Raw genomic sequence first — 17,056 nt, forward strand, 5'->3', positions numbered from 1 at the left:
ATTGATTTGGCGTCCCCAAGGTTATTGGAAATCGTCCAAATCTCTAGCGCATTCAACAGTTTAAAAGCCGCCTCTTGGGTACCAGCATCGATGGACAATACTGTTCCACCTTCTGCCATCTGGCTTACAACCAACTCGTGCTGCGGATGGCTGTCCAAGCCTGGGAAAATCACGTTTTGCAGGGCACCGTCCGCTTCGAGTGCGGTCGCAATCACCAGTGCAGTCGCGGCTTGGGCGCGGACACGCAGGTCCATCGTCTCAAGCCCTTTTACCATCATCCAAGCCGTAAACGGGGACATCGAACCACCCGTATGCTTCATGAAAGGTTCCACCGTTTTACGGATGTATTCCTTGGTTCCAAGGATGATGCCGCCCAGCGCACGGCCCTGACCGTCGATATGTTTGGTTGCCGAATAGATCACAACATCCGCACCCTGATTGATCGCATCCGAAAATACAGGCGTCGCAAAGACATTGTCCACGACAACGGTCGCCCCAACCGCATGCGCCAGCTGCGATACTGCAGTAATATCAATAACTTCTAGCGTTGGATTAGAAATGCTCTCAAAGAACACAACCTTGGTTTCCGGTCGGATGGCGGCCTGCCATGCAGTCAAATCAGTGCCGTCGACAAAGGTCACCTCGACACCGAAACGGGTCAGAATGTCTTCAAGGATATAAAGACAGGACCCAAACAGCGCGCGCGCCGACACGACATGATCACCCGCCTTCAACAAGGACATCAGCGCCCCGTTGACGGCAGCCATACCTGACGCCGTCGCAAAGCCGGCTTCCGCCCCCTCTAGCGCCGCAATCCGGTCTTCGAACATCGCAACAGTCGGGTTACCATAGCGGGCATAGATGAATTCATCTTCACCCGATTGGATAAAACGGGCCTGCGCGTCTTCGGCGGTGTCATAGACAAAGCCTTGGGTCAGGAAAATTGCTTCGCTGACCTCGTTATATTGGCTGCGGCGAATGCCAGCATGCACGGCTTTGGTGCGTTTATTCCAAGTCTTCATCTTCATTCCCCGTGCGCGCCTGACGCGCTCTCTCATTCATGCGCGCCTGACGCGCTCTCTTAGTCATGCCCGCCTAACGCGCAATAAAAAACCTCGACACCGGGAAAAGGTATCGAGGCGTAAAAACCCGAAAACCCTCTTTAGCAGCATATTTAACGTGGCCCGCAATCCGGTAACAAATCGCCACAACCATCCAGATACGCCCGTGCCGCGATCCCGTCAAGCGGTGCGCACTGCAATGCACTTGTCCTTTTTGGTCAGGCTGCGATGTTGGCGCCACCGAACAAAAAGGAAGACCGACGTGACAAAGCCCATTGATCTGTATTTTTGGCCGACCCCAAATGGCTGGAAGGCATCCATTGTCCTTGAAGAACTCGCGTTGCCTTATACCGTGCACCTGATCAATATCGGCGCAGGCGATCAGTTTAAGCCCGATTTCCTCAAGATTTCGCCCAACAACCGGATGCCAGCAATTGTCGACCATGACGGACCCGATGATGCGCCAATCTCGATCTTTGAATCCGGTGCGATCCTCCAATATTTGGCACGTAAAACTGGCAAGCTATATGGCGATACAGCCCGCGACCAGATCAATGTCGATCAATGGTTGATGTGGCAAATGGGCGGTCTGGGACCGATGGCGGGCCAAGCGCACCACTTCTTGAAATATGCCCCTGCAATGGATCCGCCAAACGACCTGCCTTACGCCAAAGACCGCTACCGGAACGAAACGGCACGGCTTTATGGAGTACTCGACCGTCAGTTGGCTAACCATGAATATGTTGCGGGTGATTTCTATTCAATCGCCGACATTTCGATTTGGGGTTGGGCATCGCTATGGGAAGGGCAGCAGCAAACGCTTGACGACAAACCACATATGGCACGCTGGCTTGAAAAGGTAAGCGCGCGGCCGGGCGTGCTGCGTGGGCGCGCGTTGGCCGCAGAAAAGCGCGGGGATTTCCGCAAAGATAGCGCCGCCCAAAACGTACTTTTTAAGAAATAGACGTAACGAATTCTTAGGTTTCACTTGGTAGCTTTGTAGAAAGTTATCAGAAAGTGAGGCCTATTATGCAGTATAGATCACATCGCTATCCCACGCAGTTTCCCCTTAGGGTCCAAACCCGGCAGGGGTCTCAACAGGGTGAAGTTGTTGATGTGAACCATAGTGGCGCGCGACTGACAGGTCTTAAGCGATTAAGCCGCGGCGACAAAATTCAGCTGGATATTCTATCGCACCGTGTCGAAGCCGTGGTGCTTTGGGCTGCGCGCGGCGGCATCGGGGTGATGTTTCGGCCCAAGCTATGTGATCATCATCTCGATACACTGCGACAACGATGCAACCGACGCAGCACACCGCAACGTGGACAGGTCGGTTTCACATTCGTCGAAATGAGCTAGCTTTGAGGGTCCTGCGGGTCTTCAATCAAAAACCTTTGTAGCCCGATAATCTGCACCCACAGAAATACGAAAAGCACGACAGGGAAGGCAAAAGTCTCAAGCTTGACCCAAAGGTCTGTTGACTGGGTCCGCCAAATAACCTCATTCGCAATGGCCAAAGCAAAGAACATATAGCACAGACGCCGGGTAAAAATCATCCAGCCTTCTTGTTCCATCGGAAGGAATTCTTCCATCACGTATTGCAGATAGCTTTGACCGCGCAACAACCCGATGCCAAGCAGCGTTGCCATACAGCCATAAACGATCGACGTCTTCATCTTGAAGAAACGCTCGTCATTGAAGTAGGCTGTCAAACCACCAAAAAAGATGACCATAAAGGCGGTGAACACCTGCATACGGCTAAGCTTGCCAGTCAAAATCCAAAGAATTCCCATCGCGACCAGCAAAATGGGAACAAAGACCAAAGCCGCCACAATAAAGCCGGTGTACTCACTGCCTGCAAAGGCAAACGTGTCATCTTTGATACGCAAATAAATCAGGAAAAACGCAAGTGTCGGTCCAAGCTCGAGCACCTGTTTCAATACCGGATTGATCTTCTTTTCAGTCATTGCCGTCTCCCTTAGCCACCCGTTTCAACGATGATGGCGCCAAGTGCAACCAGCGTCATTAGTAACAGGCGGCGCGGGCCAACTTTTTCGCCCAAAATGAACCATCCGATAAATGCGGCAAAAACGACGGATGTCTCGCGCAAGACCGCAGCCTCGCCAACCTTGTCCAGTCGCGTTGCCATCAACACACCACCAAAACTGACCCATGCAATCAAAGCGCCAAAAAACCCCCGCCACATCAGTGGCCCTAAGTCCGGCTTCGTCACCATGCGGCGATACCGCATTGTCGCAAGGATAGGAAAATCGAAGGCCGTCACAAAAAAGAACCACGCCAAGAACGTGAACGGATCAGGGGATTGGCGAATACCATATGCGTCATAAGTGGTATAAACGGCCACAAGAAATCCGCCGGCAAGTGCCCAAATCAACCCCAGTTTTAACGCATGCAAATCAACGGTTTCTTCGGCTAGGTTGCGCACCGCCAACAACAATATCCCCCCCGACAGACACGCCACGCCGACCCACTGCACAAGTGTGAAATGTTCACCGAAAAACAAGGAGGCCGCCAAAACGGTTACAATTGGCCCCGTCCCGCGCACAACGGGATAAACCACAGTGTAAGCCGCGCGCTCGTATGCCAAGGCCATAGTCACCTTATAGGCAAAATGCACCACGATCGCGCCTAACAATATGAAACCCATCGTAAGGTTTGGCCACGGCACAACGAACAAGGCAATCGGGGCAGACAGCACCAACAACCAACCATCGATAGCGCCGCGCGTCAGCCACGGATCATAGCGCCCCTTTTGCAACGCACCAAATATCGCGTGCGCCAATGCTGATACCAAAGCCAATATCGTCGCAAAACGCGCACCTTCGGGCGTGCCTGAAATATCGACCAGCCATAAGCCGAGGTCATTCAACGCTGCGTCCGGTTCCGGCAGGTGACGGCAGTTTGCGCAAACTGCGCCCCTCTCATGCGTCCAAACCGACCAATGCCGCTGCAAATTCATCCGGATCAAAAGGGGCGAGATCGTCAATCTGTTCTCCGACGCCAATCGCATGGATAGGCAGACCAAACTTATCCGCTAGCGCCACCAAAACACCGCCCTTTGCGGTTCCGTCCAGCTTTGTCATGACAAGACCGGAAACGTCCGACAATTCTTGAAAGACTTTCACCTGTTGCACAGCATTCTGACCTGTTGTCGCATCAAGAACCAAAAGCGTATTATGCGGGGCATCAGGGTCTTTCTTGCGGATGACACGCACAATCTTTGAGAGCTCTTCCATCAAATCAGCACGGTTTTGCAGCCGCCCGGCAGTATCAATCATCAAAAGATCAGCACCATCGGCTTGAGCCTGCGTCATGGCATCAAATGCCAAACTAGCCGGATCGGACCCCTGCGCGGCAGTTAAAACAGGCACGCCCGCACGATCACCCCAGACCTGCAATTGCTCAACTGCAGCCGCTCGAAATGTATCCCCTGCCGCAATCACAACCTTCTTGCCAGACGCTTTGAATTGACTGGCAAGCTTGCCAATCGTCGTCGTCTTGCCCGAACCGTTCACGCCCACCACCAGAACAACTTGCGGTGTCTTGGCGTAGATCGGCATTGGGCGCGCAACCGGCTCCATGATCCGACTGATTTCCTTTGCCATCAATGCTTTGATTTCCGGCACCGATAGCTTTTTCCCCAAATTCCCTTCGGCCATATTCGCAGTGACACGCAGTGCTGTATCAACGCCCATATCGGCTGTAATCAGCAATTCTTCCAACTGTTCAAGCATGTCATCATCAAGCGTACGCCTGACAATTGTTTTCGTTTCCCCGCCGCCGAAAAGCCGACCCAGGATACTCTTTTTTTCAGGGGTCTCGATTGGTGCTTGTCGATCAAGCGCCGCAGTGAGATCGACATCAAATTTGACAGGTTCCGGCGTAATAACAGGCGCGGCATCACCGGCAACATCTTCATCATCATGTGGATGTATCTCAGGCTCAGGCTCAGGCTCAGGCTCAGGCTCAGGCTCAGGCTCAGGCTCAGGCTTTGCTTCCACAACGGCTTCGGTTACGGCAAGAAGTTCTTCACGAATTTCCTCTTCTTCGCCACCGTCTTGGACAATCGCATCAAGCCCTTCGTCAATCTTTGACGAGGATTTGAACATCCGGCTTTTGAGTTTTTTAAAGAATGACATGACGATCAACCATTAGAACCTTTCCACCCACCTAATGATGAACAGCGGTTTTGGAAAGCCGCAACAGCGCAAGACGGGCATTCCGACCCGCCTCGCTTTGTCTTAAATACTCAAAATCAGACTTCGTCTTTGAAGTGCTGCATCACCAATTTGATCGGATTTGGTGCCGCCTGCCCTAATCCACAAATCGATGCATCGGCCATCGCCACGCATAACTCTTGCAATAGTGGTTGGTCCCACTGATCAGCTTGCATCAGCTTCACTGCTTTTTCACACCCCACCCGGCAAGGTGTACATTGTCCGCAGCTTTCATCTTCAAAGAACCGCAGCATGTTCAACGCCGCATCCCGCGCGCGATCTTTGTCTGACAGAACAACAACTGCCGCAGAGCCAATAAACGTGCCCAGCGGTTGCAATGTATCAAAATCAAGCGGAACATCATTGATCGTCGCGGGCAAAAGGCCGGACGACGGCCCACCCGGTTGATAGGCCTTGAACACATGGCCATCAGCCATGCCGCCAGCCGCATCAATTATATCCAAAATGGTAGAGCCCGCAGGCAGCAAAAACACACCTGGTTTTTGCACACGCCCTGACACCGAATAGGATCGCAAACCAATACGGCCGTTCTTTTTAGTGGTGTTCAAAACCTCCGGACCCTCGCGACAAACACGCGCCACCCAAAGCAATGTTTCGACATTATGCACCAGCGTAGGTCGGTCAAAAATGCCGACCTGTGCCACAAATGGCGGGCGATGGCGTGGAATACCGCGTTTGCCTTCGATGCTTTCGATCATTGCGGATTCTTCACCGCAAATATAGGCACCAGCACCACGTCGAAGATCGATATACCCCTTGGCCACGACCCCTGCATCTTCCAATGCTTTGATCTCGCGTGCTAAAATTTCCAAAACTGCAGGGTATTCATCGCGCATGTAGATAAAGCAGGTGTCCGCTTCAACCGCCCAAGCGGCGATCAACATACCCTCAAGAAACAAATGTGGCGTGCGTTCCAGATAGTAGCGATCTTTGAACGTGCCCGGCTCGCCCTCGTCGCCATTCACGGCCAGATAGCGTGGACCCGCATTGCCGCGTACAAACCCCCATTTCTTGCCCGATGGGAAACCTGCCCCGCCCAGACCGCGTAAGCCAGAGGCAAGAATATTGTCCTGCACCGCTTCCCAGTTGCCATTGGCCCGCAGGTCGCTTAGCGCCAGATACCCACCATCTGCCAAGTAAGCAGCATAGGCTTGATAGTCTGGCAAATGCGCATGGGTTTCGCCGGCAGCAATGGCCGCCTCTACTTTTGCGACCGTCGCATGGTCGATGTGGTGATGTCCCAATTCCAACACAGGTGCCGTATCACAGCGGCCCATGCATGGCGCACGCAACACACGCACTTGCGATGCATCCAACCCGTCTTCCAAGGCAGCCTTTAGTTGCTGCGCGCCCGCCAATTCGCACGACAGGCTGTCACAAACACGAATAGTGAGTGCTGGTGGTGCTACCTCTCCCTCTTTCACCACATCAAAATGAGCGTAGAAGGTTGCGACTTCGTAAACTTCAGCCTGGGACATGCGCATTTCTTCGGCCAATGCACGCAAGTGGGCTGCAGACAAGCACCCATGTGCGTCTTGGATCAGGTGCAAATGCTCTATCAGCAGATCCCTGCGGCGTGGACGGTCGCCCAACAGCGTTTGTACGTCTGCCCAAGCTGCATCATCCAACTGGCGGCCTTTAGGCGTGTGACGCCCTTTGCCTTTGCCGGATTTCCAAACACCGTCCCGATTTTCCAAAGCCATTGTACCTTCCGCCGTCAAATCCCGCTCAACATACCGTCCGCCGTGCCCATGAACCACGCAAAAGCGACACGCTGGGTGACCAATACGCGCAGCTTTGCAATTTCCCCTGACCAAGGCGGAAACCCATGCTAACTATCAGAAACATGAACAGGCTGATCCTTCAATTTGCGGTTGCGACCTTGACCCCTGCCCTTCTGCTGGCGCTGGGGGCTCTTTGGGGTGGCATCTGGGTTGCCGTGGCTTTGATCTATTTAACGGCGATGACAAGTTTGCTGGACCGCTTGATCAAACGCGAAAGCAAAGCGGGAGATGCGACTTTCGACAATAGCCTCTCAATCGCTCTCGCACTGACCCATTTCGCTTTGATTCCCTTGGTTGTCTGGGCTTTGGCAGCCGATCATCTTGCACCCTTGGCCAAAGCCGGTGTGTTCTTTGCCGCCGGCCTTTGGTTTGGCCAAGTCAGCAATGCCAACGCACACGAGCTGATCCACCGCAGCACCCACGGCCTGCACCGTCTGGGCATGTGGGTCTATATCACGCTGCTTTTTGGACATCACACCTCAGCGCATGTTTTGGTGCATCACCGCCTGGTGGCGACCCCCGCTGATCCAAACACATCACGCAAAGGCGAAAGCCTTTACCGCTATATCTGGCGGGCATGGACCGGATCATTTCGCGAAGGATATCGTGCTGAAGCTGCGCGATTGCTGCGCATAAGACGCCCCGCTTGGCGCAATCCGTATCTGATTTATATCGGCGGTGCGATCGCCTGTGTCATGGTTGCGTTTGTATTTGGCGGCGGGCGTGCCGTTGTCGCTTATCTCGCTATTTGTGCCTATGCGCAGTCACAGCTTTTGATGTCAGACTACGTCCAGCACTATGGATTGATGCGCGCAAAAGACATCAACGGGAAACGCGAGCCTGTCGGTCCCCGTCATAGCTGGAACAGCCCACATTGGTTTTCATCCGCCCTTATGCTGAATGCCACGCGCCATTCTGACCACCACGCGCATCCAGCGCGCCACTATCCTGCGCTGACCATTCCTGCTGAAGCGCCGATGCTGCCCCGTCCGCTGCCGTTGATGGCTAGCATCGCGTTGATCCCGCCGCTTTGGCGCAAAATCATGGACCCGCGTGTCGCGGCGTTGCGCAATGCGTAGCCTCGCGATCTGCCTCATGTTTGCAGCCCCGCTGCAGGCTCAAGACGCCATGAACGGCCCCGAATTTGACGCCTATGTCACGGGCAAAACCATCACTTTCCGCACCGAAGCAAACCCCGCATACGGGGTCGAGCGTTACCTGCCCAACCGCCGTGTGATGTGGTCGGCCTTTGACGGCACCTGCAAATATGGTGTTTGGTTCGAAAGCAAAGGCGACATCTGTTTTCGCTACGATGACATTCCGTTGGCACAGTGCTGGACAATGTATGACGAACCGAACGGCTTGCGCGGGGTCTACACGACCAATCCAAACACAACCGTCATATTCGAAGTTTTGGGTCGCGATGACCCGTTGATTTGCAATGATTTATCGTCGTAAAGCTGCTAGGTATTCTTAACCGCAACACGCCCGTCTGCGAATTCAATCTCAAGCGATTTCGCCGCCTGCGCCGCACCCTTGCCGGTAACAACAGCCCCATCACCGCGCACAACCGCATAGCCGCGTTTGAGGGTTTCAACATAGCCCAACGTCTCGCGCAGACGGTCCAGTGCATCCAACCTTGCTGCGCGCTCCGCCTGCTGGCGGGTAGCACGATCCGACAAGCGACGCAGTTGCACTTCCAAACGCTCGGCTTGGCGCACAATGCGTGTTTGCAAGATATCAGTGCGCAAGCCACGGCTGGTTTGGTCCAACACACGGCGCCCATCGCGGGCACGTCGCTCCAAGGCAGGGACAAGCCGCTCTGCAAGAGCATCGACACGTCTGCGATCCTCTGCCAATCGACGCGCCAATATACCCGGACGCAATGCGGCCTCTGACATCTGCAAACGCTTCTTCGCCGCCGCTTCGCGCAGCGCAGTTGGCAAACGTTCTCCTAGATAATCCAGTCGCTGACGTGGTCCTTCAACCAAGGTTTCGACCTGCGGCAATGCACGACCCAGATCACGGACACGCTGCTGGCGCTGCGTTAAGCCAGTGCTTAACGCACGGCTTAGGCGCGCACCTTGCTGATCCGCCCATGCCAACAATTCCATCCGCACAGGCACCGCCAATTCCGCTGCAGCTGTCGGTGTCGGTGCGCGTACGTCTGAAACAAAATCAATCAGCGTCGTGTCTGTTTCATGCCCGACGGCCGATATCAGCGGAATATTCGAACGGGCCGCAGCACGCGCCACAATTTCTTCGTTAAAGCCCCATAAATCCTCAAGTGATCCACCCCCACGCGCGACAATCAGCAGATCAGGGCGTGGCAGTGCACCACCAGGCGTCAATGCATTGAACCCATCGATCGCTGCGGCCACATCGGGCGCGCATCGCTGGCCTTGTACGGCGACAGGCCAAACCAGAACCTTACGTGGAAAGCGGTCGCGCAAGCGGTGCAGGATATCGCGGATAACAGCGCCAGAAGGCGACGTGACCACGCCGATAATCTCTGGCAGATATGGCAGCGGTTTCTTGCGTTCCGGTGCGAATAGCCCTTCGGCAGCCAACGCTGCCTTGCGCTTTTCCAGCATCGCCATCAAAGCACCTGCCCCTGCGGGTGCGATATCCTCGATGATCATCTGGTACTTTGATTGGCCCGGAAACGTGGTCAGCTTGCCAGTGGCAATGACTTCCATTCCTTCTTCGGGACTGTGCGCTAGGCCCTGCGCGCGCCCCTTCCAGATAACGGCGTTCAAAACGGCACGGTCATCCTTAAGGTCCAAGTAAATATGGCCCGATGCGGGGCGTGACACGCGCCCTACCTCGCCGCGGACACGCACATAGCCAAACCCACCTTCGATCGCCTTTTTCACAGCTCCTGACAGCTCAGAAACCGAAAACTCCGGCGTATTATCTATAGGTCCGTCATCGAACAAATCACTCATACCGGTCTCCTTGGGCGCCAAGATTTCGCAACGGCAGTGATGAAAATTTCCATCGCAAAAACAATGTCATAACAATAACGAGCGTACCGAAGACCGCAAAAACCGTCGATTGCAACGCCAACGCCAAGGCAACAGCCGCCAAACCAATCAACCAAAACAGAACACTGGACATCCGCACTGACGCAAGATCAGGATCTGGCCAGTATTGCACCTGCGCCCGCCCAAATTCTTGCGCATAATAGTCGAGCGTTCGTCCATAAGCAGGATCGTCTTGAAAATCGAGCAAACCACTATGATCACCATCTGGCCGGTAGATCGTTCGACCAATAACGCGCGGGCAAAAGTCCTCATAATAGGCATCGGTATCTTCGGCATGCAGCCGCCAAACGACATCGACAATCGGCGATGGCGCGAGCACGTCACCGGTGCTGCCCACCAGATAAATAAAGCGGCGATATTCCTCGAGCATCGTATAGCATACGTCGACCGAATGGCCGGTTTCTTCTTGCAGGCGCTCAATCAAAGACTGCGCCAAAGGGCGCTCGTGAAAGCTGTAGCCTTCCAGACGGCGCCACAATGATCGATCTGACTTGATGCGCTTCAAAGTATACAACCTCTGCGTGATAATGTATGCTGGAACGATACCTTGACCCGCAACAAACGCCAAGGCTATCACGCAAGAAATTTGGCCATGTCGTTGCTTGTAGTCATGCTAGCCGCACCTTAGAACCAGCCTCAGACAGCGATGTAAGGGGCAACAATGAACATTCTGATTTTGGGCAGCGGCGGACGCGAACACAGCCTTGCATGGGCGATCAAACAAAACCCCAAGTGTGACCGGCTGATTGTCGCGCCGGGCAATGCGGGCATCGCAGAAATCGCGGAATGCGCCGATATCAACATCCTTGATGGCGGGTCCGTTGCAACCTTCGCCGAAGAAAACGCAATTGATTTCGTAATCATAGGCCCCGAAGCGCCGCTCGCACTTGGTGTCGCTGATCGCTTGCGCGCCGCAGGGCTTTTGGTCTTCGGGCCCAGCAAGGAAGCCGCTCTGCTTGAGGCATCAAAATCCTTTACCAAGGCAGTGTGCGACGCAGCAAATGCCCCAACCGCAGCCTATGCGCATTTCAAGGATGCAGACGCCGCACGCGATTACATCCGCGCCCAAGGTGCGCCCATTGTCGTCAAAGCGGATGGTTTGGCCGCAGGCAAAGGCGTGATTGTCGCCATGACCGAAAATGAAGCCCTCGCTGCCATCGACGACATGTTCGACGGCAGCTTTGGCGATGCTGGCGCAGAAGTCGTAATCGAAGAATTTATGGACGGTGAAGAGGCATCATTCTTTGTGCTTTGCGACGGAAAGACCATCAAGCCTGTCGGCACAGCCCAAGACCACAAGCGCGCCTATGATGGCGATACAGGTCCAAACACTGGCGGCATGGGGGCTTATTCGCCCGCACCTGTCATGACCGACGAGATCACGCAAAAAGCGATGGATGAAATTATCCGACCAACGATGGACGAAATGGCAAAACGCGGCACACCATTCCAAGGGGTGCTGTTTTGTGGATTGATGATTCAGAACGGCCAGCCACGGCTTGTTGAATACAACGTGCGCTTCGGCGATCCGGAATGCCAATGTCTGATGATGCGCTTGGGAGGACAGATCCTGGACCTGCTTCAAGCCTGCGCTGAAGAGCGGCTACATGAAGTCAAAGTGAACTGGGCTGACGATCATGCGCTGTCAATCGTCGTGGCCGCCAAGGGGTATCCGGGCGCATACCAAAAAGGCACTATTATTGGCGGGCTGGACGGCATCCCCGAAGACAGTTTCCACATGGTTTTTCACGCCGGGACAACTGAAAACGAAGGAAAGATTACGGCAACGGGTGGACGCGTCCTTAACGTTACAGCGCGCGGCGCGACTTTGTCCGAAGCCCACGAAAAAGCCTATGCAATGGCACAAAACATCGATTGGAAAGACGGATTTTATCGTTCCGACATCGGCTGGCGCGCGCTCTGATCCACCTTTCTTCAGAGCATAAATATCCCCGCCGGAGGCAAAAAAGTCAAAAGCCGCGCTCTGTTTCCAGAGCGCGGCTTTCGCAAATCAAGTCGCAAGCATTTTAAGCTGCGCGGTTCACCAACACAGAGTCGATCTGAGCTGCCGAAGCATTCTCGTCACCACCAGCAACGGCAGCAAATTCACGGGTCAAACGCTCGAGAGCGGCTTCGTATAGCTGTCGCTCTGAATAGCTTTGTTCGCGCTGGTCATCTTGGCGGTGCAAGTCGCGAACAACTTCAGCAATCGCGATCAAATCACCAGAGTTGATCTTTTGCTCGTACTCTTGCGCACGACGCGACCACATCGCTTTTTTGACTTTGGCCTTACCGCGCAAAGTCTTCAGCGCATGGTTCACCACATCAGGTGTCGCCAAAGCACGCATTCCGACGTCAGTGGCTTTGTGTGTTGGCACACGCAAAGTCATCTTGTCTTTTTCAAAAGCAATCACGAACATTTCCAGCTCGAAGCCCGCAACCTCTTGCGTTTCAATCGAAACGACTTTGCCTACGCCATGTGCAGGGTAGACAACAAACTCGTTGGGGCTAAAATCGTATTTTTTCTTACTCATGGTCGTCCTTTCATAGCGATCCTAATTTGATACGACAAAAGAACCGCCGGTGGCTTGGTGCCTCCGCCGGGGTTTGTGGCTCTCGAAATTGGATCAAATTGTTCGCAGCATCGCAGACACTATACCACAAAAATGGGCATCCTAAAAGTGCTGCATTGCAGCAAAGAAAACCCCTTAGAAATATGGCCCGAGTGGCAGGTCTATCGCCGAATCAGCCGCCCTCGCCTGCTACTTCGGAAAACAGCTCAAGCTTGCCTTCTTTGCCGTCCATATCGTCAGCCGTTGGCAGTGGATCTTTCTTGGTGATGATCACTGGCCACATTTCGGAATACTTGCGGTTAAACTCAACCCACTTTTCCATGTCAGGCTCTGTGTCGGGGCGGATCGCATCAGCGGGGCATTCAGGTTCGCATACACCGCAGTCAATGCATTCGTCCGGATGGATCACAAGCATGTTCTCACCCTCATAAAAGCAATCTACTGGGCAGACTTCGACGCAGTCTGTGTACTTGCAGGCGATACAATTGTCGTTGACGATGTAGGTCATAGGCTCATCCGGATAACTAATGCGCACTTGCTAGAATAGTCGCACCCGTCATTCAAGGTCGAATGGTGTCGCACCTTCACGTTGCGACATCAGATCACGGCGATCTTTCTTGGTGGGGCGGCCTTTGCGGTCACCTCCGGGGTTGTAGGGGCGTTTTTCAACAACGGGTGTCATGTCCTCGTAGAGCGCCTGCGCCTCTGGGGCTGGACCACGTCGCACGCCGCAAGCCACAATCCGCACAACCCGCGTTTCGGCAGCTTGAATGAAAGTGAGCACGTCACCTGCGCCGACAGCGCGGGCAGGTTTGCCAACCAATTGGCCGTCCAAGCGCACCTTACCTGCCGTCACAACCCCCGCAGCAATGCTGCGCGATTTAAAAAACCGCGCCTGCCAAAGCCATTTATCCAAACGGATTGTGGGGCGTGGATCGCTCAATCCTTGTTGAAGCCGGCCAATGCGGCAGCAAACGGGTTGTCCGGATCAATCGGCTTTTCGCGCTTGGGCTTTGCTTGGAAGGTTTGCGGCTTGTTGCTATCCGCCTTTGGCTTGCTTTTACCCTTTGGCTTGCCCTTTGCACGCGGACGATTGTCCGCTTGCGGGCGCGCTGGACGGGCCGCGCGTCCACCCCAAGTAAAGGTGTAAAACGCTTCCATTTCTGGTCCGGTATCAACCGCTTCAGGTGTCGTATCAATCGGGGCTTCATCAGTCGGCGCAACATCTTCCGAAGGCGCGTCCGCAGTAATTTCAGCAGGTGCTTCAGCGTCAGGCGCAGCCTGATCCGCGACAACTTCAGTCGCGACGGCTTTGACTTTTTCGCGCTCGCCCTTCTCGGCCTTATAGCCAAGTCCTGCCATCAAATCCGCAAACTGTTCCAGCGTCATACCGGTGATCGACAACATATCCGGGTTGGCTTCAAAACCACCACGGCTGTCTTTGTCGCGCAGCATATCAGCAAGGCGTTCCAGCATATCAATGCGGATCGCACGTTCGCCGGCAGCACGGTAACCGGCCATTGCATAATACCCTGCAACCGCATCCTTGGCGGCGGGTACTGTCACCAAACCCGGTGGCGGGCTTTCGGGGAATTCGGACAGACCCTTGGACAGTGACCAAAGCACCAAACGCAGACGCGTCGGTGCGGGTTTGAGAAGCAAAGGCATAAAGATCGTAAACTGACCGAACCGCACACCATGTTTACGCAACGCACCGCGGGCATCTTGATCCAGCGCTTTGACTTCATCAGCGACTTCGCCGCGCGGCAAAATACCGAAACCTTCGGCCATGCGGTAGGCAAAGCCTTTGGCAGTGCCCGTCAAAGCCTCATCGTTCTTAAGCGCCAAAAGGGGTTCAAAACCGGCAGCAATCTTGCGATCGATGAAATGCTGCAACCGACGCTGCACTTTTGCTGCGACATCTGATCCGGCCTCTTCGTCAACGAACACTTCGATGGTCGGCTTGAACGGATCAGGACCGGTAGTCAGTTTTCCAACGGCTTGATCGCCCCACATCAATCCACCTTGTTCAGTAAAATCAATCTCGGGATCGGGCGCGTTGTAAAAGCGGTCTGCCAGCAGATGAAACTGCGGCACCAGCGCCTGTACGGATGCCTGACGCAATGTCTTGGCCTCATCGGGGCTACCCGCTTTGTCCATACGGAAACGGAAACCTTCTAACCGTCCAACGAATTCGCCTTCTACGGTCACTTCACCCTTGTCATTCACGTCGGCCACAAGGCTCTCCTTTTGTTTGAGCCGGCGAAGCAAAATGCTGGTCCGCCGATCCACAAATCTTTGCGTCAATGCACCGTGTAGCGCATCTGATAGTCGGTCTTCTACAGCGCGCGTCTCTTCGCGCCAATGAGATTCGTCAACCAACCATCCATTCCGTTGTGCGACATAAGTCCATGTGCGGATATATGCCAGCCTTTTGGACAGCGTATCAATGTCACCATCCGTGCGGTCAATGCGGCGCACTTGCAAGCCAAACCAATTGGATGACACATGCCCAAGTTGATGCAGGTCATTGTAAATCTGCGTGAGTAGCCCCGCATGTTCGCCTTTGCTGATACCGCGAAAATCAGGGACGCGGCACACGTCCCAAAGCAATTTAACTGACGGACCGTCAGTGGCCCGTGCCGCTACTTCCGTATCAGCGCCTAGCGCCTTCAGTGCTGCCAGATCATCGCTTTCGCGCACCCGCGTGAGCCACGGATCATCTGTGCGGTCTTCCAAAGTTGCGATCAGCCGCTTGACCGACCCAAACTGCAACCGGCTATTGCGCCACTGCAATTTCTTGACCGGTTGGAACTTATGATCGCAAATTGCCTGCGCAACCTGATCATCCAAAGGCGGCGCTTCGCCCGTCACGCCAAAGGTGCCGTTCTCGATATGACGCCCGGCGCGTCCCGCAATCTGGGCAAGCTCGTCCGGCATCAAATGCCGCATCCGTCGCCCGTCAAATTTGGTCAGCGATGAAAACGCGACATGACTAATATCTAAGTTTAGACCCATCCCGATCGCATCCGTAGCCACCAGATAATCGACGTCACCGTTTTGGTACATCTCGACCTGCGCATTGCGCGTGCGCGGCGAAAGCGCGCCCATCACGACCGCCGCACCGCCTTTGGTACGGCGCAGCAGCTCTGCGATCGCATATACATTTTCAACCGAAAAGCCGACAATGGCTGCCCTAGCGGGCATTCTGCTTATCTTTTTCGAACCTGAGTACGTTAACTGGGACATCCGCTCACGGCGCATGAACTGCGCATCAGGGACCATCGCTGCAATCGCGTTGCGCATCGTTTCAGCGCCCAAAAACAGCGTCTCGTGCAGGCCGCGCGCGTTCAACAGACGGTCGGTAAAGATATGCCCGCGCTCTGGATCGCCGCAAAGCTGGATCTCATCCACGGCAAGAAAATCGCAACCCATGCCGTCCGGCATCGCTTCGACCGTGCACACCCAATAGGCGGCGCGCGGCGGCACGATACGTTCTTCGCCCGTAATCAGCGCTACGACGCCAGGGCCGCGCGCAGCGACAATGCGGTCGTAAACTTCGCGCGCTAGCAGGCGCAGCGGCAGGCCAATAACACCCGACTTATACGACAGCATCCGTTCAATTGCGTAATGTGTTTTGCCAGTGTTCGTCGGGCCAAGAACGGCCGTAATCCGGGAACCCATCATTTCGTACCCCGATTAAACGAGGGCCCACGCCTAAAGCGCTTGACCCTCTAACTGTAGTTGAAGTCGTGCCTTGGATGCATTCACCTCGGTCGACTGCGGGTTAATTGCAAGGACCATTTCATAAAGCGTCATCGCATCTGCGGGCCGCCCCAGTTCTTCCATGATCAAAGCCAGTCCGCGCATCGCCTCAAAGTGACGCGGGTTCAGGATCAGGGCCTGCCGGATATCATCCAAAGCAGGCCCGATCAGACCAAGCAAATAATAAGACGACGCGCGGCCATAATAGCCTTCGGCAAAGTCCGGGGCATGATCAACAAGCGCGCTGAAATGTTCAACCGCAGCATCAGGTGCGCCTTCATCCAGCGCATCGCGGCCACGGCGCATGAGCAAGTCCATCGCAGCAGACCCGCTCTTGCTCCACTCAGAGATAATCTGCTGCTCAATACGGGAATAGGTTGCGGCGTCTGCCTCGGCCAACTCCTGAAAAAGTTCGTCAATTCCGGATTCTTGCGCCATAAGAGGTAAGGAAAACCCGACCATGAGCAAAAGTGCCGTAACGATACATTTGATGCGCTGTGTCTGCATAACCATATAACCAAATGTAGCGTACTGAGCGGCCAACACCAGAGGCCACGTAGTCACAAA

At 54.6% G+C, this 17,056-nt stretch carries 17 protein-coding genes and 1 riboswitch; of the genes, 5 read left to right on the forward strand and 12 right to left on the reverse strand.

The annotated features are described in order from the left end of the window. Positions 1–1,022 (reverse strand): aminotransferase class I/II-fold pyridoxal phosphate-dependent enzyme (locus tag QZ197_RS01510; RefSeq protein ID WP_296429461.1); only part of this gene is annotated, 1,022 nt, incomplete at its 3' end. A 119-nt stretch (positions 1,023–1,141) separates the two neighbouring features. Then, positions 1,142–1,219, reverse strand: a riboswitch (SAM riboswitch). A gap of 104 nt (positions 1,220–1,323) precedes the next feature. On the opposite strand from QZ197_RS01510, the gene QZ197_RS01515 reads away from it, so the two are divergent. Together QZ197_RS01515 and QZ197_RS01520 are read left to right on the forward strand one after the other, a co-directional pair. Further along, a complete protein-coding gene (locus QZ197_RS01515) occupies positions 1,324–2,025 on the forward strand; it encodes a glutathione S-transferase N-terminal domain-containing protein (protein ID WP_296429462.1) in 702 nt (233 codons plus the stop codon). Positions 2,026–2,090: 65 nt separating this feature from the next. Beyond that, positions 2,091–2,420 carry a PilZ domain-containing protein gene (locus tag QZ197_RS01520; RefSeq protein ID WP_296429465.1) on the forward strand — a complete coding sequence of 110 codons (330 nt, stop codon included), beginning with the start codon at positions 2,091–2,093 and terminating at the stop codon, positions 2,418–2,420. Here the strand turns inward: QZ197_RS01520 and QZ197_RS01525 are convergent. From QZ197_RS01525 to QZ197_RS01540, 4 genes are all read right to left on the reverse strand, one after another. Then, positions 2,417–3,028 (reverse strand): inner membrane-spanning protein YciB, encoded by a 612-nt coding sequence (locus QZ197_RS01525; RefSeq protein ID WP_296429467.1) that lies wholly within the window; start codon positions 3,026–3,028, stop codon positions 2,417–2,419. The two genes, QZ197_RS01520 and QZ197_RS01525, sit on opposite strands and share 4 nt — an antisense overlap. A gap of 11 nt (positions 3,029–3,039) precedes the next feature. Next, entirely contained in the window at positions 3,040–3,951 is a 912-nt protein-coding gene (locus tag QZ197_RS01530; RefSeq protein ID WP_296429518.1) for a DMT family transporter, read from the reverse strand. Positions 3,952–4,003: 52 nt separating this feature from the next. Beyond that, a complete protein-coding gene (gene ftsY, locus QZ197_RS01535) occupies positions 4,004–5,221 on the reverse strand; it encodes a signal recognition particle-docking protein FtsY (RefSeq protein WP_296429469.1) in 1,218 nt (405 codons plus the stop codon). Between the two features lie 116 nt (positions 5,222–5,337). Continuing rightward, complete coding sequence (locus QZ197_RS01540; protein ID WP_296429471.1) at positions 5,338–7,023, reverse strand: NAD(P)H-dependent oxidoreductase subunit E; 1,686 nt, start codon at positions 7,021–7,023, stop codon at positions 5,338–5,340. 125 nt (positions 7,024–7,148) lie between these two features. Here QZ197_RS01540 and QZ197_RS01545 point away from each other — a divergent pair, with 125 nt between their 5' ends. Continuing rightward, on the forward strand, positions 7,149–8,183 hold the full coding sequence (locus QZ197_RS01545) for an alkane 1-monooxygenase (RefSeq protein WP_296429473.1): 1,035 nt from the start codon (positions 7,149–7,151) through the stop codon (positions 8,181–8,183). 49 nt (positions 8,184–8,232) lie between these two features. Beyond that, positions 8,233–8,562, forward strand: coding sequence for a hypothetical protein (locus tag QZ197_RS01550; RefSeq protein ID WP_296429475.1), 330 nt, complete (start codon positions 8,233–8,235; stop codon positions 8,560–8,562). A 5-nt stretch (positions 8,563–8,567) separates the two neighbouring features. On the opposite strand, the gene xseA is transcribed toward QZ197_RS01550, so the two are convergent. After that, complete coding sequence (gene xseA / locus QZ197_RS01555; RefSeq protein ID WP_296429477.1) at positions 8,568–10,052, reverse strand: exodeoxyribonuclease VII large subunit; 1,485 nt, start codon at positions 10,050–10,052, stop codon at positions 8,568–8,570. Continuing rightward, positions 10,045–10,629 carry a hypothetical protein gene (locus QZ197_RS01560; protein ID WP_296429478.1) on the reverse strand — a complete coding sequence of 195 codons (585 nt, stop codon included), beginning with the start codon at positions 10,627–10,629 and terminating at the stop codon, positions 10,045–10,047. The genes xseA and QZ197_RS01560 overlap by 8 nt, the downstream gene beginning before the upstream one ends. A 183-nt stretch (positions 10,630–10,812) precedes the next feature. On the opposite strand from QZ197_RS01560, the gene purD reads away from it, so the two are divergent. Continuing rightward, positions 10,813–12,075: a phosphoribosylamine--glycine ligase gene (gene purD / locus QZ197_RS01565; protein ID WP_296429479.1), complete on the forward strand. Its 1,263-nt coding sequence runs from the start codon at positions 10,813–10,815 to the stop codon at positions 12,073–12,075. Positions 12,076–12,178: 103 nt separating this feature from the next. Here the strand turns inward: purD and QZ197_RS01570 are convergent, their stop codons facing one another. From QZ197_RS01570 to QZ197_RS01590, 5 genes are all read right to left on the reverse strand, one after another. Further along, a complete protein-coding gene (locus QZ197_RS01570) occupies positions 12,179–12,685 on the reverse strand; it encodes a CarD family transcriptional regulator (protein WP_296429480.1) in 507 nt (168 codons plus the stop codon). Positions 12,686–12,896: 211 nt separating this feature from the next. Then, a complete protein-coding gene (gene fdxA / locus QZ197_RS01575; protein ID WP_296429481.1) occupies positions 12,897–13,232 on the reverse strand; it encodes a ferredoxin FdxA in 336 nt (111 codons plus the stop codon). A gap of 48 nt (positions 13,233–13,280) precedes the next feature. Further along, entirely contained in the window at positions 13,281–13,667 is a 387-nt protein-coding gene (locus tag QZ197_RS01580; protein WP_296429482.1) for an RNA-binding S4 domain-containing protein, read from the reverse strand. After that, complete coding sequence (locus QZ197_RS01585) at positions 13,664–16,411, reverse strand: helicase-related protein (protein ID WP_296429483.1); 2,748 nt, start codon at positions 16,409–16,411, stop codon at positions 13,664–13,666. The genes QZ197_RS01580 and QZ197_RS01585 overlap by 4 nt, the downstream gene beginning before the upstream one ends. 30 nt (positions 16,412–16,441) lie before the next feature. Further along, on the reverse strand, positions 16,442–16,996 hold the full coding sequence (locus tag QZ197_RS01590; protein WP_363157872.1) for a tetratricopeptide repeat protein: 555 nt from the start codon (positions 16,994–16,996) through the stop codon (positions 16,442–16,444). Between the last annotated feature and the right edge of the window lie 60 nt (positions 16,997–17,056).

This window comes from Yoonia sp., from assembly GCF_017854415.1.
Lineage (GTDB): Bacteria > Pseudomonadota > Alphaproteobacteria > Rhodobacterales > Rhodobacteraceae > Yoonia.

Coding starts and splice junctions, on each gene's coding strand:
- QZ197_RS01520 (WP_296429465.1), top strand. CDS start 2,091: ATGCAGTATAGATCACATCGCTATCCCACGCAGTTTCCCCTTAGGGTC.
- QZ197_RS01525 (WP_296429467.1), bottom strand. CDS start 3,028: ATGACTGAAAAGAAGATCAATCCGGTATTGAAACAGGTGCTCGAGCTT.
- ftsY (WP_296429469.1), bottom strand. CDS start 5,221: ATGTCATTCTTTAAAAAACTCAAAAGCCGGATGTTCAAATCCTCGTCA.
- QZ197_RS01540 (WP_296429471.1), bottom strand. CDS start 7,023: ATGGCTTTGGAAAATCGGGACGGTGTTTGGAAATCCGGCAAAGGCAAA.
- QZ197_RS01545 (WP_296429473.1), top strand. CDS start 7,149: ATGCTAACTATCAGAAACATGAACAGGCTGATCCTTCAATTTGCGGTT.
- QZ197_RS01550 (WP_296429475.1), top strand. CDS start 8,233: ATGAACGGCCCCGAATTTGACGCCTATGTCACGGGCAAAACCATCACT.
- xseA (WP_296429477.1), bottom strand. CDS start 10,052: ATGAGTGATTTGTTCGATGACGGACCTATAGATAATACGCCGGAGTTT.
- purD (WP_296429479.1), top strand. CDS start 10,813: ATGAACATTCTGATTTTGGGCAGCGGCGGACGCGAACACAGCCTTGCA.
- QZ197_RS01570 (WP_296429480.1), bottom strand. CDS start 12,685: ATGAGTAAGAAAAAATACGATTTTAGCCCCAACGAGTTTGTTGTCTAC.
- fdxA (WP_296429481.1), bottom strand. CDS start 13,232: ATGACCTACATCGTCAACGACAATTGTATCGCCTGCAAGTACACAGAC.
- QZ197_RS01585 (WP_296429483.1), bottom strand. CDS start 16,411: ATGATGGGTTCCCGGATTACGGCCGTTCTTGGCCCGACGAACACTGGC.
- QZ197_RS01590 (WP_363157872.1), bottom strand. CDS start 16,996: ATGCAGACACAGCGCATCAAATGTATCGTTACGGCACTTTTGCTCATG.